The organism is Gilliamella sp. Imp1-1, assembly GCF_001690415.1.
Classification (GTDB): Bacteria; Pseudomonadota; Gammaproteobacteria; order Enterobacterales; family Orbaceae; genus Gilliamella; species Gilliamella bombi.
In genome coordinates this window covers 12,311-30,616 of record NZ_LZHK01000097.1, presented here as the reverse complement: position 1 = coordinate 30,616, position 18,306 = coordinate 12,311, and the positions used below count along the sequence as shown (strand labels likewise).

The window sequence follows — 18,306 nt, the reverse complement described above, 5'->3', positions numbered from 1 at the left end:
TTAAGATAAGTAACGTATCGATAGAGATAGATTAAATGGCATTATTACAGATCAGCGAACCAGGACAAACTCCACTACCACATCAGCACCGCCTTGCTGCGGGAATTGATCTTGGTACAACTAATTCATTAGTAGCAACGGTACGAAGTGGACAAGCAGAGGTATTGCCTGATTTAGAAGGTAATTCGCTATTGCCATCCGTTGTGTATTATGGCATCGATCATGATGATAACTTTGTTATCACGATTGGAAAAAATGCCAAAGATAATGCTGTGAATGATCCGCAAAATACAGTTAGCTCTATTAAGCGATTAATGGGGCGAAGTTTATCTGATATAGATTTATCACAATTTCCTTATACTTTTTCACAAACTGAAAATGGTGTTCTTTTATTAAATTTACCTAATGAACAAGTTAATCCAATACAAGTTTCATCAGAAATTTTGACAGCGTTAGCTGAGCGAGCAAAAGAGAGCTTACAAGGTGAAATTGATGGTGTGGTTATTACTGTGCCAGCTTATTTTGATGATGCACAGCGGCAAGCAACAAAAGATGCTGCCAAATTAGCTGGTTTGCATGTATTGCGCCTACTTAATGAACCTACAGCCGCTGCGATTGCGTACGGTTTAGATTCAGGGAAGGAAGGTATAATCGCTGTTTATGATTTAGGTGGTGGTACTTTTGATATTTCTATTTTACGCTTAAATAAAGGTGTTTTTGAGGTTCTAGCCACTAGTGGTGACTCAGCTCTTGGTGGTGATGATTTTGATCGGCTACTTGCTGACTATATAAAAGAGAAATTAGGATTATCTAATAATATAGATCCTTATATTAATCAAAAAATCAGTAGCCAAGCTACCGAAATAAAGATTTTATTAAGTGAGCAAGATTTAGCTGTATTTTCTCTGGATAATCAATCTTTGACTATTACTCGCCAGCAATTTCAACAATTAATTGAGCCATTGCTTAAACGCACTTTAGCTGTTTGTCGCCGTGCATTAAAAGATGCTGAGATTAATGTGGATGAAGTAGTTGAAGTTGTTATGGTTGGCGGCTCTACTCGTGTGCCATTAGTGCGAGAATTAGTAGGGAATTATTTTAAAACTACTCCCTTGATATCTATCGATCCTGATAAAGTAGTTGCTATTGGTGCAGCTATTCAGGCCGATATTTTGGTTGGCAATAAACCCGATTCAGATATGTTATTGCTTGATGTGATTCCATTGTCGTTAGGCATTGAGATCATGGGTGAATTGGTCGAAAAAATTATTCCACGTAATAGTACAATTCCGTGTGCAAGAGCTCAAGAGTTTACAACTTTTAAAGATGGTCAAACTGCGATGATGGTTCATGTTTTACAAGGAGAACGTGAAAGTGTTGCTGATTGTCGATCTTTGGCTCGTTTTACTCTGCAAGGTATTCCAGCAATGCCTGCTGGTGGTGCGCACATTAGGGTGACTTTTCAAGTTGATGCTGATGGTTTATTAAGTGTAACAGCAATGGAAAAATCAACGGGTATTGAAGCTGCTATCCAAGTAAAACCTTCATATGGACTGACTGATAATGAAATTGCCGATATGATTCAAGATTCAATCAGTTACGCACAGCAAGATAAACAGATTCGAATACTTGCTGAACAAAAAGTTGAGGCAGCTAGAGTGCTTGAAAGCTTGCAAAGTGCTTTAGATAAAGATGCTGACTTATTAGATGAAAGTGAACTAAACCATATTTTAATTGCTAAGCATCAATTACAAGCTGTAAGTGAGTCAAATGACAGTTATGCAATTGAAAAACAAATTAAAATTGTTGATAAAGTAACACAAAATTTTGCAGCTAAGCGGATGGATAGGTCAATTCGACATGCGTTAACTGGCCATAACGTTGATGATATTTAACTAACGAGATTATTATGCCAAAAATTACTTTTTTACCGAATGCGGAGCTTTGTCCAGATGGAAAAACTGTCGATGCCCAAGAAGGCGAATCCATTTTAGAAGTGGCATTGCGCAATGATATTGAAATCGAGCATGCTTGTGAAATGTCATGTGCTTGTTCAACATGCCACTGTATTGTGCGTAAGGGATTTGATTCGCTTGAAGCAAGCAATGAACAAGAAGATGATATGTTAGATAAAGCCTGGGGAGTTGAACCGCATAGTCGTTTAAGCTGTCAAGCTCATGTCACGAATGAAGATTTAGAGGTCGAAATCCCAAGATATAGCCTTAATCATGCTAAAGAAGATCATTAGTAAGTTATCATAATGATTATCCATTATGGGTTAATATAAAAATAATATTAAATCTGGTTATTTGATTGAAATTTGGTAATTGTAAATTAATAACCAGAAAAAGCTTCTCATCTTTAAACCCAAATATCTGTATTTATTTCTTGCCGTTAGTTAACTAACAGAGTATAATCGCCCTACTTTGTTTATTGCCTTTATGTAAACAAATGAGAAAAAGATATAATTGTTATGAAAAATAGCTAATTATATCAACAATACTCCCGATTTGGGGGTTACGAAAAAGAACGGATTACACTCTCCTGTCAATCGAAACAGGGTAAGAGGAGTAGTCTTTTGTTATAACTTTTAAATAATGGAGCTCTGGTCTCATGTCGAACCAAAGAATCCGTATCCGGTTAAAAGCGTTTGATCATCGTTTGATTGATCAATCAACTGCTGAAATTGTAGAAACTGCGAAGCGCACAGGTGCGCAAGTTCGTGGTCCTATTCCATTACCGACACGCAAAGAGCGTTTCACTGTATTGATTTCCCCACACGTTAATAAAGATGCGCGTGATCAGTACGAGATTCGCACTCATAAACGTCTAGTTGATATTGTTGAGCCAACTGAAAAAACAGTTGATGCTTTAATGCGTCTAGACCTTGCTGCCGGTGTTGATGTGCAGATCAGTTTAGGTTAGTCCTAAGCTGAATGATTGAGAGGTCGAAACAATGATTGGTTTAATCGGTCGTAAAGTAGGAATGACGCGTATCTTCACTGAAGATGGTGTTTCTATTCCTGTCACCGTAGTTGAAGTTCAAAGCAACCGCATTACTCAAGTTAAAACACTTGAGAATGATGGTTATCAAGCTATTCAGGTTACTACTGGCAGCAAAAAAGCAAGCCGTGTAAACAAACCTGAAGCAGGTCATTTCGCTAAGGCTGGCGTTGAAGCTGGTCGTGGTCTATGGGAATTCCGTTTTGAAGAAGGTGAATTTTCTGTAGGTCAAAGTATTAACGTTGATATCTTCGCTGACGTTAAGAAAGTTGATGTTACTGGGACATCTAAAGGTAAAGGTTTTGCTGGCGTTACTAAACGTTGGAATTTCCGTACTCAAGATGCTACTCATGGTAACTCTTTGGCACACCGTGGTCATGGTTCTATTGGTCAAAACCAAACTCCAGGTAAAGTGTTTAAAGGTCGTAAAATGGCAGGTCACCTAGGTAATGAACGTGTAACTGTTCAAAACTTAGATATTGTACGTGTTGATGCTGAACGTAATCTTTTATTAATTAAGGGTGCAGTTCCTGGCGCAATCAATAGTGACGTAATTGTTAAACCGGCAATCAAGGCTTAACGTCGAGGAGATAGAGATGGAATTAGTAGTAAAAGACGCGAAAGCGCTTTCTGTTTCCGAAACTACCTTCGGACGTGAGTTTAATGAAGCGTTAGTTCATCAAGTAGTTGTTGCTTATGCATCTGCTGCTCGTCAAGGTTCTCGCGCACAAAAAACTCGTGCAGAAATCGCTGGTTCAGGTAAAAAACCATGGCGTCAAAAAGGTACCGGTCGTGCTCGTTCAGGTTCAATTAAGAGCCCAATCTGGCGTAGTGGTGGTGTAACATTTGCAGCAAAACCACAAGATCATAGCCAAAAAGTTAACCGTAAAATGTATCGTGGTGCATTAAAGAGTATTTTCTCTGAATTAGTGCGTCAAGAACGTTTAGTTGTGGTTGAAACATTTACTGTTGAAGCACCTAAGACTAAATTATTAACTCAGAAATTAAACGATATGAATCTTAATGATGTTCTTATTATCGCTTCTGAAGTTGATGAAAATCTTTTCTTAGCAGCACGTAACTTGCATAAAGTTGATGTGCGTGATGTGGCAGGTATTGATCCAGTTAGTTTGATTGCATTTGACAAAGTGGTTATCACAGTTGATGCCGTTAAACAAGTAGAGGAGATGTTAGCATGATTCGTGAAGAGCGTCTGCTTAAAGTCCTGCGAGCACCACATGTTTCTGAGAAAGCATCTATTTCAATGGAAAAAACAAATACATTAGTATTGAAAGTTGCTAAAGATGCTACTAAGAGAGAGATTAAAGCCGCAGTTGAACAACTATTTGAAGTTAAAGTAGATGACGTTAATACACTTGTTGTTAAAGGTAAAGTTAAACGTCGTGGTCAACAAATTGGTCGCCGTAGCGACTGGAAAAAAGCTTACGTTACTTTAGCAGAAGGTCAAAATTTAGACCTTGCTGGCGTCGCTGAGTAATTCGGAGGAGTAAGAACAATGGCAGTTGTTAAGTGTAAACCTACATCTCCGGGTCGTCGCCACGTTGTTAAAGTGGTTAACCCAGAGTTGCATAAAGGTAAACCTTATGCACCGTTGCTTGATTCAAAAAGCAAAACTGGTGGTCGCAATAATAATGGTCGTATCACTACCCGTCACATTGGTGGTGGTCATAAACAACATTATCGTATTGTTGACTTTAAGCGTAATAAAGATGGTATTCCAGCAGTTGTTGAACGTTTGGAATATGATCCAAACCGTAGTGCAAATATTGCATTGGTTTTATATAAAGACGGTGAACGCCGTTATATTTTAGCGCCTAAAGGCTTAAAAGCAGGTGATCAGATCCAATCTGGTGTTGATGCAGCAATTAAAACAGGTAACTGTTTACCAATGCGCAATATCCCAGTCGGTTCTACTGTGCATAATATTGAAATGAAACCAGGTAAAGGCGGACAAATTGCTCGCTCTGCTGGTAGTTATGTTCAAATTGTTGCGCGTGATGGTGCTTATGTAACATTACGTCTACGTTCAGGTGAAATGCGTAAAGTATTATCTGATTGTCGTGCCACTATTGGTGAAGTTGGTAATTCAGAGCATATGCTTCGCGTATTAGGTAAAGCGGGTGCAACGCGTTGGCGTGGTGTTCGTCCTACTGTTCGTGGTACAGCAATGAACCCGGTAGACCATCCACATGGTGGTGGTGAAGGTCGTAACTTTGGTAAACATCCTGTGTCTCCATGGGGTCAAAAAGCCAAAGGATTGAAAACGCGTAGCAACAAACGTACTGATAAGTATATTGTTCGCCGTCGCAATAAGAAATAATTAATATAGAGGATTAGCTATGCCACGTTCTCTCAAGAAGGGTCCTTTTATTGACCTACACTTGCTGAAGAAGGTAGAGAAAGCGGTGGAAAGCGGGGACAAGAAACCAATTCGTACTTGGTCCCGTCGTTCAACGATCTTTCCTAACATGATCGGTTTGACCATCGCTGTCCATAATGGTCGTCAGCACGTTCCAGTTTATGTTTCCGACGAAATGGTTGGTCATAAATTGGGTGAATTCGCGCCGACTCGTACTTATCGCGGCCATGCGGCTGATAAGAAAGCTAAGAAGAAATAAGTAGGAGAAAGAGATGGAAACAATTGCAAAGTACCGCCACGCTCGTTCTTCTGCACAAAAGGTTCGCTTAGTTGCAGATCTTGTTCGCGGTAAGAATGTGTCTCAGGCACTAGATATTTTAACGTACACCAATAAAAAAGCGGCTGTACTTGTTAAAAAAGTATTAGAGTCTGCTATTGCTAATGCAGAGCATAACGATGGTGCTGATATTGATGATCTAAAAGTTACGAAGATTTTCGTAGATGAAGGCCCAACCATGAAGCGTATTATGCCTCGTGCGAAAGGTCGTGCAGATCGAATTTTGAAGCGTACGAGTCACATCACCGTGATCGTTTCAGATCGCTAGGCTGGAGAATAGCAATGGGTCAAAAAGTAAATCCAAATGGTATCCGATTAGGCATTGTCAAGCCTTGGACATCTACATGGTATTCGGGTACAAAGACATTCGCTGATAATTTAGAAAGTGATTTTAGAGTGCGTGAATTCTTAAATAAAGAATTATCTCAAGCGTCAATCTCTAAGATTGTTATCGACCGTTCAGCAGAAACTAACGTTCGTATTACTATTCACACTGCTCGTCCGGGTATTGTGATAGGTAAAAAAGGCGAGGACGTTGAAAAATTACGTAATGCCGTAGCTTCTATTGTCAATAAATATAAAGACAAAAGAGAAAAACGTGATGTAGCAGTACAAATTAATATTGCTGAAGTTCGTAAACCAGAACTTGATGCTAAATTAGTTGCTGATAGCATTACTTCTCAATTAGAACGCCGCGTTATGTTCCGTCGAGCTATGAAACGTGCGGTTCAAAATGCAATGAAGGCGGGTGCTAAAGGTATCAAAGTCGAAGTAAGTGGTCGTTTAGGCGGTGCTGAAATTGCTCGTAGCGAATGGTATCGTGAAGGTCGTGTACCTTTACATACATTACGGGCTGATATTGACTATGGTTTATCTGAAGCATTAACTACCTATGGTATTATTGGTGTTAAAGTGTGGATCTTCAAAGGTGAGATCCTTGGTGGTATGGCTGCCGTTGAACAAGCAGGAAAACAACCTGCTGCTCAACCGAAAAAGCAGCGAAAAGGCCGAAAACAATAAGGAGCGTCGCTGATGTTACAACCAAAGCGTACAAAATTCCGTAAAGTGCACAAGGGCCGCAATCGTGGTCTTGCTGTAAGTACTGACGTTAGTTTCGGTACATTCGGTCTTAAGGCTGTAGGTCGTGGTCGTTTGACTGCGCGCCAGATCGAAGCAGCACGTCGTGCAATGACTCGTGCAGTTAAGCGTCAAGGTAAAATCTGGATTCGAGTTTTCCCTGATAAACCAATTACCGAAAAACCACTTGCAGTGCGTATGGGTAAAGGTAAGGGTAACGTTGAATACTGGGTTGCTCAGATTCAACCAGGTAAAGTCCTTTATGAAATGGACGGTGTACCGGAAGAAGTTGCTCGTGAAGCATTTGCGTTGGCAGCTGCAAAACTGCCAATTAAAACCACCTTTGTGATTAAGACGGTGATGTAAATGAAAGCAAAAGAGCTACGCGAAAAAAGCGTTGAAGAGTTAAATACTGAACTTCTTAATTTATTACGTGAGCAATTTAACTTACGTATGCAATTAGCTGGAGGTCAGTTAACACAGACTCATATGTTAAAACAAGTGCGTCGTAATATTGCACGTGTTAAAACATTATTAACTGAAAAGGCGGGTGCGTAATATGACTACTGAAGTAAAAATTCGTACTCAGCAAGGTCGTGTTATTAGCGACAAAATGGATAAATCTATTACTGTAGCTATTGAACGTAAAGTGAAGCATCCGTTATATGGTAAGTTCATTAAACGTACGACTAAATTGCATGTACATGATGAAAACAACGAGTGTGGTATTGGTGATACTGTAGAGATTAAAGAGTGTCGTCCATTATCAAAAACCAAATCTTGGACTCTTGTTCGAATCGTTGAAAAAGCAGTTATTTAATCTTTTTTTGATTGAAAACTGTACATAATATAATAAACGGCTGAACGGCCGTTTATTTTATGCTATCCATTTTATTTGAGTGGTGTTATACTATGCATCCTCACGTAAGTGGGTTTTTGGTTGTCTATTCTTATCCATGGTAGTTGAGGTGGATGAAGGTAGATTAGACAATAATTAATTTATACGGAGCATTAAAATGATCCAAGAACAGACTAGGCTAGATGTTGCCGATAACTCTGGCGCACGTAGCGTAATGTGTATCAAGGTTCTCGGTGGATCGCACCGTCGTTATGCAGCAGTAGGCGATATCATCAAAGTTACCATTAAAGAAGCAATTCCGCGTGGTAAAGTTAAAAAAGGTGATGTACTTAAAGCTGTTGTTGTGCGCACTAGAAAAGGTGTTCGTCGCCCTGATGGATCTGTCATTCGTTTCGATCGTAACGCTTGTGTTATTTTAAATAATAACAGTGAGCAACCGATTGGTACGCGTATTTTTGGACCGGTCACTCGTGAACTTCGCTCTGAGAAGTTTATGAAGATCATTTCATTAGCACCAGAAGTACTGTAAGGAGCGGGTAATGGCAGCGAAAATCCGTCGAGAAGATGAAGTTATCGTGTTAACTGGCAAAGATAAAGGTAAACGCGGTAAAGTTAAGAGTGTTTTGTCCACAGGTAAAGTGATTGTTGAAGGTATCAATTTGGTGAAAAAACATCAAAAACCAGTACCAGCATTAAATCAAGAAGGTGGAATTGTTGAAAAAGAAGCAGCTATCAATGTTTCTAATGTAGCAATTTTTAATCCATCTACTGGCAAAGCAGATCGCGTAGGCTTTCGTATTGAAGACGGTAAAAAAGTCCGTTTTTATAAGTCTACTAATGAATTAATCAATTAAGTAATTTGGAGTGTACGATGGCGAAACTGCATGATTACTACAAAGCACAGGTAGTAAATAAACTGCAAGAACAGTTTGGCTACAAATCTGTCATGCAAGTCCCTCGGATCGAAAAGATCACCTTGAATATGGGTGTGGGTGAAGCAATTACTGATAAGAAATTATTAGATAATGCTGTTGCAGATTTAGCTGCAATCAGTGGTCAAAAACCACTAGTCACTAAAGCACGCAAATCAGTTGCTGGTTTTAAAATCCGTCAAGGGTATCCTATTGGTTGTAAAGTCACTTTACGTGGCGAACGTATGTGGGAATTTTTTGAGCGTCTAGTTTATATTGCCCTTCCTCGTACTCGAGATTTTCGCGGTTTAAGTGCAAAATCTTTTGATGGTCGTGGTAACTATAGCATGGGTGTTCGTGAGCAAATCGTTTTCCCTGAAATCGATTATGACAAAGTTGATCGTGTTCGTGGTTTAGATATTACTATCACCACTACTGCACAATCAGATGAAGAAGGCCGAGCTTTATTATCTGCCTTTAACTTCCCATTTCGTAAGTAAGGTAGGGCATAATGGCTAAACAATCAATGATTGAACGCGATAAGAAACGCGTAAAGCTAGCAGAGAAATATTTTGCAAAGCGTCAAGAATTAAAAGCGATTATCTCTGATCTTAATGCATCAGATGAAGATCGTTGGAATGCAGTGCTTAAATTGCAAACGCTTCCTCGTGATTCTAGTCCATCACGTCAACGTCGTCGTTGTCGTCAAACTGGTCGTCCTCATGGCGTCCTTCGTAAGTTTGGTTTAAGCCGTATTAAGGTTCGTGAGTCAGCCATGCGTGGTGAGATTCCTGGTCTTAAAAAGGCAAGTTGGTAATCAGGGGAGTGTTATAGATGAGCATGCAAGATCCTATAGCAGATATGTTGACCCGTATTCGTAATGGTCAATCTGCGAATAAAGTTGCAGTCACCATGCCTTCCTCTAAGCTAAAAGTGGCAATTGCCAATGTGCTAAAAGAAGAAGGTTATATTGGGGACTTTAAAGTTGTTGGTGACACTAAGCCAGAACTGGAAATTACTTTAAAATATTTCCAAGGTAAAGCTGTTGTGGAAAGTATCAAACGTGTTAGCCGTCCAGGTTTACGTATTTATAAACGTAAAGATGAATTGCCGAAAGTTATGGCAGGATTAGGTATCGCAGTTGTTTCTACTTCTAAAGGTGTTATGACTGATCGTGCAGCACGCCAAGCAGGTCTTGGTGGTGAAATTATCTGCTACGTAGCGTAAGGGAGAAAAGAATGTCTCGTGTTGCAAAAGCACCTGTCGTTGTTCCTGCTGGCGTAGAGGTAAAACTCAATGGTCAGGTAATTACGATTAAAGGTAAAAATGGCGAATTATCTCGCACAATAAATAATGCTGTTGTGATTAATCAAGAAGAAGGACAAATTAAATTTGCTCCTCGTGATGGTTTTGCAGATGCTTGGGCTCAAGCTGGAACTGCGCGTGCTTTGATTAATTCAATGGTTATTGGTGTTACTGAAGGTTTTACTAAAAAACTTCAGCTAGTTGGTGTCGGTTATCGTGCACAAGTGAAAGGTAATACAATTAGTTTATCTCTTGGATATTCACATCCAATTGAACATCAATTACCTGCAGGTGTAACAGCTGAATGTCCATCTCAAACTGAAATCGTATTAAAAAGTACTGATAAACAGTTAATTGGGCAAGTAGCTGCTGATATCCGTGCTTATCGTCGTCCTGAACCTTATAAAGGTAAAGGTGTTCGTTACGCAGATGAAGTTGTGCGTACTAAAGAAGCTAAGAAAAAGTAAGGTAACACTATGGATAAGAAATCAGCTCGTATCCGTCGTGCAACTAAAGCGCGTCGCAAGATGCATGAACTACTTGCAACTCGCTTGGTAGTTCACCGCACTCCGCGTCATATTTATGCGCAGATTATCGCACCAAACGGATCAGAAGTACTGGCAGCCGCTTCTACATTAGAGAAAGCTATCAGTGAAAGTTTAAAATACACAGGAAACAAAGACGCTGCAGCAGCAGTTGGTAAAGCAATTGCTGAACGTGCGTTAGCAAAAGATATCAAAGAAGTTTCATTTGATCGTTCAGGTTTCCAATATCATGGTCGAGTTCAGGCGCTAGCAGATGCTGCTCGCGAAGCTGGCCTACAGTTCTAAGGTAGGAGTTAAAGATGTCAAACATCGAAAAACAAGCTGGTGAACTGCAGGAAAAACTAATCGCAGTTAACCGAGTTTCTAAAACCGTAAAAGGTGGTCGTATTTTTAGTTTTTCTGCACTAACAGTTGTTGGTGACGGTAATGGCCGCGTAGGTTTTGGATATGGTAAAGCACGTGAAGTGCCAGCAGCAATCCAAAAAGCAATGGAAAAAGCACGTCGCAATATGATTAATGTTGCTTTAAATAACGATACTTTACAGCATCCTGTTAAAGGTGCTCACACAGGCTCTCGTGTTTATATGCAACCAGCATCAGAAGGTACAGGTATTATCGCCGGTGGTGCGATGCGTGCAGTTTTAGAAGTTGCTGGAGTTCGTAACGTTCTAGCTAAAGCATATGGTTCTACTAACCCAATTAATGTGGTTCGTGCAACTATTGATGGCTTAGAAAGTATGAAATCACCAGAAATGGTTGCTGCTAAACGTGGTAAAACCGTCGAAGAAATTTTGGGGTAATTAACCATGGCAAAAACAATTAAAATTACACAAACTCGTAGTTCTATAGGTCGTCTGCCTAAGCATAAAGCGACATTAGTAGGTCTAGGATTACGTCGTATTGGTCATACTGTTGAGCGTGAGGATACTCCTGCAATTCGTGGTATGGTAAACCAAGTTTATTACATGGTTAAAGTAGAGGAGTAATAGTAATGCGTTTAAATACTTTATCTCCTGCTGAAGGTTCAAAGCATGCACCAAAACGTCTGGGTCGAGGAATCGGTTCAGGATTAGGTAAAACTGGTACTCGTGGTATTAAAGGTCAAAAATCTCGTTCAGGTGGTGGCGTTCGTCGCGGCTTTGAAGGTGGTCAAATGCCTTTATATCGTCGTTTACCAAAATTTGGTTTTACCTCACGTAAAGCTAAAGTTACAGCTCAAGTTCGCCTTTCAGATTTAATGAAAGTCGAAGGCGATATTGTTGACCTAAATAGCTTAAAAGTTGCAAATGTGATTAATTCACATATCGAATATGCAAAAATCATGTTATCTGGAGAAGTAACCAAACCAGTAACTATTCGCGGTATTCGAGTAACTAAAGGTGCTAAAGCTGCAATTGAAGCTGCTGGCGGAAAAATTGAGGAATAATTAGAAAGATGGCAAAGCAACCAGGATTAGATTTTCAAAGTACACGAGGCGGTAGTGGTGAGCTTAAAAGACGCTTGATGTTTGTGCTTTTAGCGCTTATTGTTTTTCGTCTTGGTTCTTATATTCCGGTTCCTGGTATTGATACTAAGGCGTTATCGGACCTACTAACACAAGCATCGTCAAATGGTATTGTTGGTATGTTCAATATGTTCTCTGGTGGTGCTTTAAGCCGTGCTTCAATTTTTGCATTAGGGATAATGCCTTATATTTCCGCATCAATTATCGTGCAGTTATTAACGGCAATTAGCCCTAAGTTAGCAGAATTGAAGAAAGAAGGTGAATCAGGTCGTAAAAAAATTAGTCAGTACACTCGTTATGGCACACTTGCTTTAGCAATAGTACAGGCTGTTGGTATTTCAACTGGTTTACCAAATATTCCTGGTTATGAACATGTTGTAATTAATCCAGGATTTTCTTTCTATTTTATTGCATCGGTTAGCTTAGTTACTGGCACTATGTTTCTTATGTGGTTGGGCGAACAAATCACCGAACGAGGTGTAGGTAATGGTATTTCTATCATTATCTTTGCTGGTATTGTGGCAAGTCTTCCTCATGCTATTTATGAAACAATTGAACAAGCTCGCTCTGGTTCATTGCATCCGATTTTATTATTGGTTGTTGCTGCATTAGTGGTTGGTGTAACTTATTTTGTTGTATTTGTTGAACGTGGTCAGCGTCGAATTGTTGTTAACTATGCGCAACGACAACAAGGTCGTCGTGTTTACGCAGCACAAAGCACACACTTACCATTAAAGATTAATATGGCAGGAGTTATTCCAGCGATATTTGCCTCGACAATTGCTATGTTACCATCAATGATGGCTTCTTGGTTCCAAGGAGATGGTGAAGGATGGAGATATTTTATTGTACTTATCGGTCAATACTTCAATCATGATCAACCGTTATACATAATCTTTTTTGCGGTGGCGATTATCTTCTTTTGTTTCTTCTATACAGCATTGGTTTTTAACCCAAGAGAAACAGCAGATCAGCTAAAAAAATCTGGTGCATTTATTCCAGGTATCCGTCCAGGTGAACAAACATCTAAGTATATTGACAAGGTAATGACTCGTTTAACGCTAATTGGCGCAATCTACATTACTTTTGTATGTTTGGTTCCAATGTTTATGACAAGCGCAATGAAGGTTCCAGTTCAATTTGGTGGGACATCGTTATTAATTGTTGTTGTTGTAATCATGGATTTTATGGCACAAGTACAGACTTTAATGATGCCAAATCGTTATGAGTCAGTGTTAAAGAAAGCGAATCTTAAAGGCTATGGCCGATAAGTTAGCCAGAAGTTACGGAGAAAAAAATGAAAGTTCGTGCTTCAGTCAAGAAATTATGCAGAAATTGTAAAATCATTAAACGCAATGGAATTGTTCGTGTTATTTGCGTTGAAGGTAAACACAAACAACGTCAAGGTTAATTTATTTAGCCGTCAAGTTGAGCTTTTGCATATTTTTCTTGCCAAAGTATAGTAAAGCTGGCTAGAATAGCCAGCCTAGATTTATTTGTAAATTCACTGTTTGAGTATCCTGAAAACGGGCTTTTCAGTATGGTGAATTTGCTAAACATTAACAATAAAGGAGTGCATAGTGGCCCGTATAGCAGGCATTAACATTCCTGATCAACAACATGCTGTAATTGCTTTACAAGCAATTTATGGTATTGGAAATACTCGTGCTAAGACAATTTGTGCTGAAGCTGGTATTCCTGAACATGTTAAGATCAGAGAACTATCTGAAGATCAGATTGAAAAGTTACGTGAACAAGTTGCTAAATTCACCGTTGAAGGTGATTTACGTCGTGAAGTAACTATGAGTATCAAGCGTTTATTAGACCTTGGTTGTTATCGTGGCATGCGTCACCGTCGTGGACTTCCTGTTCGCGGTCAACGCACAAAGACTAACGCTCGTACCCGCAAGGGACCGCGTAAGCCAATCAAGAAATAATTGAGGTATAATTAAATGGCAAAGACACCTGTTCGTACACGTAAACGTGTAAAAAAGCAAGTTTCTGATGGTATAGCTCATATTCATGCATCATTCAACAATACAATCGTAACTATTACCGATCGTCAAGGTAATGCGTTAGGTTGGGCAACCGCTGGTGGTTCTGGTTTCCGTGGCTCTCGTAAATCAACACCTTTTGCAGCTCAAGTGGCCGCAGAACGTTGTGCTGAAGCCGTCAAAGATTACGGAATTAAGAATCTGGAAGTTATGGTTAAAGGACCTGGTCCTGGTCGTGAGTCAACAATTCGCGCGTTAAATGCAGCGGGTTATCGCATCACTAACATTACTGATGTTACTCCGATTCCTCATAACGGTTGTCGTCCACCAAAGAAACGTCGTGTTTAATTTTTTAAACATTGAATGTTTAGGATTATTGGAGAAATAAAATGGCAAGATATTTGGGACCAAAACTCAAATTAAGTCGCCGTGAAGGTACAGATTTATTCCTTAAATCTGGCGTCCGAGCGATTGATAGTAAATGTAAATTAGAACAAGCTCCTGGACAACATGGTGCGCGTAAACCGCGTTTATCAGATTATGGTGTTCAGTTACGTGAAAAACAAAAAGTTAGACGTATTTATGGAATTTTAGAACGTCAATTCCGTAATTACTACAAAAGCGCAGCTCGAATTAAAGGCAATACTGGTGAAAACCTACTTGGTCTTTTAGAACGTCGCTTAGATAACGTTGTTTATCGCATGGGATTTGGCGCAACTCGTGCTGAAGCTCGTCAATTAGTTAGTCATAAAGCTGTTCTTGTTAATGGTCGTGTTGTGAATATTGCATCTTATCAAGTTTCACCTGAAGATGTGATTAGTGTTCGCGAAAAGTCAAAAAAACAAGCACGTATTAAAGCCGCTTTAGAGCTAGCTGAACAACGTGAAAAACCAACATGGTTAGAAGTTGATGCTAGCAAAATGGAAGGTGTATTTAAACGCTTACCAGAACGTTCAGATTTATCTGCTGATATCAACGAACATTTGATCGTCGAACTTTACTCTAAGTAAAGTTTAGCACTTAAGAGAGGACATAATGCAGGGTTCTGTAACAGAGTTTTTAAAACCTCACCTAGTTGATGTTGTTCAATACAGCCAAACACATGCTAAAGTGACTTTAGAGCCACTAGAACGTGGTTTTGGCCATACTTTAGGTAATGCACTACGCCGCATTTTATTATCATCTATGCCGGGATATGCAGTAACCGAAGTTGAAATTGACGGTGTTCTGCATGAGTACAGTACTAAAGAAGGCGTTCAAGAAGATGTACTTGATATTCTGCTTAATTTAAAAAAATTAGCAGTACGTGTACATACGAAAGATGATGTTATGCTGACTTTAAACAAATCGGGCATAGGTGCGGTAACAGCATCTGATATCACTCACGATGGTGATGTTGAAATTGTTAATCCTGATTTAGTGATTTGTCATCTTACTGATGCCAATGCTTCAATTAGTATGCGTATTCGTGTACAACGAGGACGTGGTTATGTCCCTGCTTCTGCTCGCGTTAAGTCAGAAGATGAAGAACGACCAATCGGTCGTCTGTTAGTTGACGCATGTTATAGCCCTGTAGAGCGCATTGCATATTCTGTTGATGCTGCTCGTGTGGAGCAACGTACGGATTTAGATAAACTTGTTATCGATATGGAGACTAATGGTACTATCGATCCAGAAGAATCTATTCGTCGTGCATCAACTATTTTGGCTGAACAACTTGAAGCTTTTGTTGATTTACGCGATGTACGTCAACCAGAAGTTAAAGAAGATAAACCGGAATTTGATCCAATCCTTTTACGTCCAGTAGATGATTTGGAATTAACTGTTCGGTCTGCTAATTGCTTAAAGGCAGAAGCAGTTCATTATATTGGTGATTTAGTACAACGTACCGAAGTTGAGTTACTTAAAACCCCTAATCTTGGTAAGAAATCACTTACTGAAATTAAGGACGTGCTCGCATCTCGTGGTTTATCTTTAGGCATGCGTCTTGAGAATTGGCCACCAGCAAGTATTGTTGAAGACTAAGATAAAATTTATATAAGAAGGATAAAGTTATGCGCCATCGTAAAAGTGGTCGTCAACTGAACCGAAATAGCAGCCATCGTCAAGCAATGTTTCGTAACATGACAAGTTCACTTGTTGAACATGAAATCATCAAAACTACATTGCCTAAAGCAAAAGAGTTGCGTCGTGTTGTTGAACCGTTAATTACGCTAGCCAAAAGCGATAGCGTAGCTAATCGCCGTCTGGCTTTTGCTCGTATCCGTGATAAAGATACAGTTAAAAAATTATTTTCAGATTTAGGTCCACGTTTTGCTACCCGTCCTGGCGGTTATGTACGTATTTTAAAATGTGGTTTCCGTGATGGAGATAATGCTCCAATGGCTTATATTGAATTAGTTGATCGTCCTGCAGCGGAAGAAGTAGCATCAGCTGAATAATAATAAATCATTGTGTATTAAAACCGGCTATATGCCGGTTTTTTATTTATTATTATATTTGAAAACTCAAATTGCTAACTTTCTTTGAGTTTAGTTAAATTTAAAAGATATCAAGATAAGATTAACAAATAGATGAATTGTTAAACGACAGTTATTTATCCCATAAATACAATTAATAGTGAGGTGGTGGTGTTTCTTCAGATAAATTAGCAATGTTTGAAGGTTGTGTTGCCTGTAGTTTTTGAGACAATAACGTTAATTGTTCTTTTAATTTGCTAACATCAGCTTGAAGGTTAGTTACCATTTGATTAAGTTCTTCGATGGTGATTTCTTGAAAAGCTACTTTGGTTTCAAGTAATTCTAATTGCTGGTTCATAAAATAAATTCATATATAGATTAGTTGATTAAATTACATTGTAAGTAAAAATAGTTACGAAATCCATCCATGCTCTGCAAAAGAGAAATATTCACCTTTACCTATAACAATATGATCTATGACTCGAATATCAACCAATTCACAAACTTCTTCTATTTTTTGTGTAAGATGGCGATCTGCCTGACTAGGTTCTGCCACACCTGAAGGATGATTATGTGCTAGAATCAATGCGGCTGCGTTATGTTGTAATGCTCGTCTAACAACTTCTCTTGGGTGGACTTCAACACAATTATAGGTACCGATAAACATATCTTCTGATGCTATGACGCGATTTTGATTATCTAAAAAAATAACCATAAAAACTTCACGATCTTTATTAGCCAATCGACTAGCTAAATAGTGATGTGTCAAAGATGACGATGTCAAAAAATTATCGGTAGTCATTTTAACTTTTAAATATCTATGAGAAAGTTCAACAACTGCTTTCAATTGTGTATATTTAGCCGTTCCCAATCCTTTCTTCTTGCAAAAATCATTATGGCTTGCATTAATTAAATTATAAAAAGAACCAAACTCATTTAATAGCTTTTGTGACAGTTCCAAAACAGGCAAATCTCGAGTGCCAGTGCGTAAAAAGAGAGCAAGTAATTCAGTATCACTGAGTGCTTCAACGCCAAATTTTAAAAGCTTCTCACGTGGCATTAATGCTATTGGTTGTGAAGGCATAGTTGCAGATCCCAATAATCGTAAAACAGAGATTATTAAAGGAAAAATTAGCAAAGCAAAATGATAATTTAAAATATTGGGAGTTGTTTCACAACTTATTAAGCAAAAACACAAAACAGAAGTAAATAAAAAGCGCTATAGAGCGCTTTCTAAAATTTAATTTGAATTAATTAAATTTTAGTGACAACCACAACCACCATGGCCACCGCCACAGCAACCTGTGTTTTCATCATCTTCGTCTTCATGAGAATGGCCACCACAGCCACAACCGCCATGTCCGTGATCATGACCATGCTCACCATGAATATGCCCGTGAGCAATTTCATCTTCAGTAGCCTCACGAATAGCCAATACTTCAACGTGAAATTGTAAATCTTGTCCAGCTAACATATGGTTTCCATCAATAGTGATGGTATCGCCATCGATAGCGGTGATTTCAACGGGTAAAGAACCATGCTCGGTATCAGCAAAAAATCGCATACCAACTTCAAGTTCATCTACACCAACAAAAACGTCACGAGGAACATTTTGTACAAGAGCATCATTAAAATCCCCGTAAGCATTAATTAGCTCAACGTCAAATTTGTCGCCAATTTGGTGACCATCTAATGCGTTCTCAAGATCTTGTAGCAAGTTACCTGCGCCATGTAAATATTCTAATGGCGCTGTCGTAGTTGCTTCATCAACTAAAACACCGTCTTTAGTGCGAACTTGGTATGCTAAACTAACCACTGTATTTTTTGCTATTTTCATTTTTTCTCCAACAAACTTTTATTGAGCAAATTACATTAGATTTTAACGGAAAAAAGAGTATAAGTATTCTAAATTTTATATTTTTGTTCAAAATT

General features: G+C 38.9%; 33 protein-coding genes. 30 read left to right on the top strand and 3 right to left on the bottom strand.

Going from position 1 to position 18,306, the window contains the following annotated elements:
• Window positions 1-35: 35 nt before the first annotated feature.
• From hscA to rplQ, 30 genes are all read left to right on the top strand, one after another.
• On the top strand, window positions 36-1,895 hold the full coding sequence (hscA, locus tag A9G38_RS08540) for a Fe-S protein assembly chaperone HscA (RefSeq protein WP_034911167.1): 1,860 nt from the start codon (window positions 36-38) through the stop codon (window positions 1,893-1,895).
• Between the two features lie 14 nt (window positions 1,896-1,909).
• A complete protein-coding gene (gene fdx, locus A9G38_RS08535; protein WP_034911164.1) occupies window positions 1,910-2,248 on the top strand; it encodes an ISC system 2Fe-2S type ferredoxin in 339 nt (112 codons plus the stop codon).
• Between the two features lie 365 nt (window positions 2,249-2,613).
• Complete coding sequence (rpsJ, locus tag A9G38_RS08530) at window positions 2,614-2,925, top strand: 30S ribosomal protein S10 (protein WP_006120582.1); 312 nt, start codon at window positions 2,614-2,616, stop codon at window positions 2,923-2,925.
• A 31-nt stretch (window positions 2,926-2,956) separates the two neighbouring features.
• A complete protein-coding gene (gene rplC, locus A9G38_RS08525) occupies window positions 2,957-3,583 on the top strand; it encodes a 50S ribosomal protein L3 (RefSeq protein WP_034911162.1) in 627 nt (208 codons plus the stop codon).
• Window positions 3,584-3,599: 16 nt separating this feature from the next.
• On the top strand, window positions 3,600-4,202 hold the full coding sequence (gene rplD, locus A9G38_RS08520; protein WP_034911160.1) for a 50S ribosomal protein L4: 603 nt from the start codon (window positions 3,600-3,602) through the stop codon (window positions 4,200-4,202).
• Window positions 4,199-4,501 carry a 50S ribosomal protein L23 gene (gene rplW, locus A9G38_RS08515; RefSeq protein ID WP_034885052.1) on the top strand — a complete coding sequence of 101 codons (303 nt, stop codon included), beginning with the start codon at window positions 4,199-4,201 and terminating at the stop codon, window positions 4,499-4,501. The genes rplD and rplW overlap by 4 nt, the downstream gene beginning before the upstream one ends.
• A gap of 18 nt (window positions 4,502-4,519) precedes the next feature.
• The gene (gene rplB / locus A9G38_RS08510) at window positions 4,520-5,344 is read left to right on the top strand and encodes a 50S ribosomal protein L2 (protein WP_034911158.1); all 825 of its coding nucleotides are present in this window, start codon (window positions 4,520-4,522) and stop codon (window positions 5,342-5,344) included.
• Between the two features lie 19 nt (window positions 5,345-5,363).
• The gene (gene rpsS, locus A9G38_RS08505; RefSeq protein ID WP_024496505.1) at window positions 5,364-5,642 is read left to right on the top strand and encodes a 30S ribosomal protein S19; all 279 of its coding nucleotides are present in this window, start codon (window positions 5,364-5,366) and stop codon (window positions 5,640-5,642) included.
• Window positions 5,643-5,655: 13 nt separating this feature from the next.
• Entirely contained in the window at window positions 5,656-5,988 is a 333-nt protein-coding gene (rplV, locus tag A9G38_RS08500) for a 50S ribosomal protein L22 (RefSeq protein ID WP_034911156.1), read from the top strand.
• A gap of 14 nt (window positions 5,989-6,002) precedes the next feature.
• On the top strand, window positions 6,003-6,740 hold the full coding sequence (gene rpsC, locus A9G38_RS08495) for a 30S ribosomal protein S3 (RefSeq protein ID WP_034911154.1): 738 nt from the start codon (window positions 6,003-6,005) through the stop codon (window positions 6,738-6,740).
• A 12-nt stretch (window positions 6,741-6,752) separates the two neighbouring features.
• Window positions 6,753-7,163, top strand: a complete 411-nt coding sequence (gene rplP, locus A9G38_RS08490; protein WP_034911153.1) for a 50S ribosomal protein L16 — start codon at window positions 6,753-6,755, stop codon at window positions 7,161-7,163.
• Window positions 7,164-7,355 (top strand): 50S ribosomal protein L29, encoded by a 192-nt coding sequence (gene rpmC, locus A9G38_RS08485; RefSeq protein WP_034902373.1) that lies wholly within the window; start codon window positions 7,164-7,166, stop codon window positions 7,353-7,355.
• Window position 7,356: 1 nt separating this feature from the next.
• Window positions 7,357-7,617, top strand: coding sequence for a 30S ribosomal protein S17 (rpsQ, locus tag A9G38_RS08480; protein ID WP_034911151.1), 261 nt, complete (start codon window positions 7,357-7,359; stop codon window positions 7,615-7,617).
• A gap of 196 nt (window positions 7,618-7,813) precedes the next feature.
• Window positions 7,814-8,185 (top strand): 50S ribosomal protein L14, encoded by a 372-nt coding sequence (gene rplN / locus A9G38_RS08475; RefSeq protein ID WP_025314392.1) that lies wholly within the window; start codon window positions 7,814-7,816, stop codon window positions 8,183-8,185.
• A gap of 10 nt (window positions 8,186-8,195) precedes the next feature.
• Window positions 8,196-8,510 carry a 50S ribosomal protein L24 gene (rplX, locus tag A9G38_RS08470; RefSeq protein ID WP_034911150.1) on the top strand — a complete coding sequence of 105 codons (315 nt, stop codon included), beginning with the start codon at window positions 8,196-8,198 and terminating at the stop codon, window positions 8,508-8,510.
• A gap of 17 nt (window positions 8,511-8,527) precedes the next feature.
• Complete coding sequence (gene rplE, locus A9G38_RS08465; RefSeq protein WP_025314394.1) at window positions 8,528-9,067, top strand: 50S ribosomal protein L5; 540 nt, start codon at window positions 8,528-8,530, stop codon at window positions 9,065-9,067.
• Window positions 9,068-9,078: 11 nt separating this feature from the next.
• A complete protein-coding gene (rpsN, locus tag A9G38_RS08460) occupies window positions 9,079-9,384 on the top strand; it encodes a 30S ribosomal protein S14 (RefSeq protein WP_025314395.1) in 306 nt (101 codons plus the stop codon).
• 17 nt (window positions 9,385-9,401) lie between these two features.
• Window positions 9,402-9,794, top strand: coding sequence for a 30S ribosomal protein S8 (gene rpsH / locus A9G38_RS08455; RefSeq protein WP_034911147.1), 393 nt, complete (start codon window positions 9,402-9,404; stop codon window positions 9,792-9,794).
• A gap of 11 nt (window positions 9,795-9,805) precedes the next feature.
• Window positions 9,806-10,339, top strand: coding sequence for a 50S ribosomal protein L6 (rplF, locus tag A9G38_RS08450; protein ID WP_034911144.1), 534 nt, complete (start codon window positions 9,806-9,808; stop codon window positions 10,337-10,339).
• Window positions 10,340-10,348: 9 nt separating this feature from the next.
• The gene (rplR, locus tag A9G38_RS08445) at window positions 10,349-10,702 is read left to right on the top strand and encodes a 50S ribosomal protein L18 (protein WP_025314398.1); all 354 of its coding nucleotides are present in this window, start codon (window positions 10,349-10,351) and stop codon (window positions 10,700-10,702) included.
• A 14-nt stretch (window positions 10,703-10,716) separates the two neighbouring features.
• Window positions 10,717-11,217, top strand: coding sequence for a 30S ribosomal protein S5 (gene rpsE / locus A9G38_RS08440; RefSeq protein ID WP_034911141.1), 501 nt, complete (start codon window positions 10,717-10,719; stop codon window positions 11,215-11,217).
• Window positions 11,218-11,223: 6 nt separating this feature from the next.
• Window positions 11,224-11,403 carry a 50S ribosomal protein L30 gene (rpmD, locus tag A9G38_RS08435; protein WP_025314400.1) on the top strand — a complete coding sequence of 60 codons (180 nt, stop codon included), beginning with the start codon at window positions 11,224-11,226 and terminating at the stop codon, window positions 11,401-11,403.
• Window positions 11,404-11,408: 5 nt separating this feature from the next.
• A complete protein-coding gene (gene rplO, locus A9G38_RS08430) occupies window positions 11,409-11,843 on the top strand; it encodes a 50S ribosomal protein L15 (RefSeq protein ID WP_034911140.1) in 435 nt (144 codons plus the stop codon).
• An 8-nt stretch (window positions 11,844-11,851) separates the two neighbouring features.
• Window positions 11,852-13,192, top strand: a complete 1,341-nt coding sequence (secY, locus tag A9G38_RS08425) for a preprotein translocase subunit SecY (protein WP_034911137.1) — start codon at window positions 11,852-11,854, stop codon at window positions 13,190-13,192.
• Between the two features lie 26 nt (window positions 13,193-13,218).
• Window positions 13,219-13,332, top strand: coding sequence for a 50S ribosomal protein L36 (gene rpmJ, locus A9G38_RS08420; RefSeq protein WP_025314403.1), 114 nt, complete (start codon window positions 13,219-13,221; stop codon window positions 13,330-13,332).
• Between the two features lie 169 nt (window positions 13,333-13,501).
• Window positions 13,502-13,858, top strand: a complete 357-nt coding sequence (gene rpsM / locus A9G38_RS08415) for a 30S ribosomal protein S13 (protein WP_025314404.1) — start codon at window positions 13,502-13,504, stop codon at window positions 13,856-13,858.
• A gap of 15 nt (window positions 13,859-13,873) precedes the next feature.
• On the top strand, window positions 13,874-14,263 hold the full coding sequence (rpsK, locus tag A9G38_RS08410) for a 30S ribosomal protein S11 (protein WP_025314405.1): 390 nt from the start codon (window positions 13,874-13,876) through the stop codon (window positions 14,261-14,263).
• 41 nt (window positions 14,264-14,304) lie between these two features.
• Window positions 14,305-14,925: a 30S ribosomal protein S4 gene (gene rpsD / locus A9G38_RS08405; protein ID WP_034911134.1), complete on the top strand. Its 621-nt coding sequence runs from the start codon at window positions 14,305-14,307 to the stop codon at window positions 14,923-14,925.
• 25 nt (window positions 14,926-14,950) lie between these two features.
• The gene (locus A9G38_RS08400; protein WP_034911133.1) at window positions 14,951-15,940 is read left to right on the top strand and encodes a DNA-directed RNA polymerase subunit alpha; all 990 of its coding nucleotides are present in this window, start codon (window positions 14,951-14,953) and stop codon (window positions 15,938-15,940) included.
• Window positions 15,941-15,969: 29 nt separating this feature from the next.
• On the top strand, window positions 15,970-16,356 hold the full coding sequence (rplQ, locus tag A9G38_RS08395) for a 50S ribosomal protein L17 (RefSeq protein ID WP_034911131.1): 387 nt from the start codon (window positions 15,970-15,972) through the stop codon (window positions 16,354-16,356).
• Window positions 16,357-16,528: 172 nt separating this feature from the next.
• Here the strand turns inward: rplQ and A9G38_RS08390 are convergent, their stop codons facing one another.
• The 3 genes from A9G38_RS08390 to slyD form a co-directional block, all read right to left on the bottom strand.
• On the bottom strand, window positions 16,529-16,732 hold the full coding sequence (locus tag A9G38_RS08390) for a SlyX family protein (RefSeq protein ID WP_034911129.1): 204 nt from the start codon (window positions 16,730-16,732) through the stop codon (window positions 16,529-16,531).
• Window positions 16,733-16,786: 54 nt separating this feature from the next.
• Window positions 16,787-17,458: a RadC family protein gene (gene radC / locus A9G38_RS08385; protein WP_034911128.1), complete on the bottom strand. Its 672-nt coding sequence runs from the start codon at window positions 17,456-17,458 to the stop codon at window positions 16,787-16,789.
• A gap of 177 nt (window positions 17,459-17,635) precedes the next feature.
• Window positions 17,636-18,211, bottom strand: a complete 576-nt coding sequence (gene slyD, locus A9G38_RS08380; RefSeq protein WP_034911126.1) for a peptidylprolyl isomerase — start codon at window positions 18,209-18,211, stop codon at window positions 17,636-17,638.
• Between the last annotated feature and the right edge of the window lie 95 nt (window positions 18,212-18,306).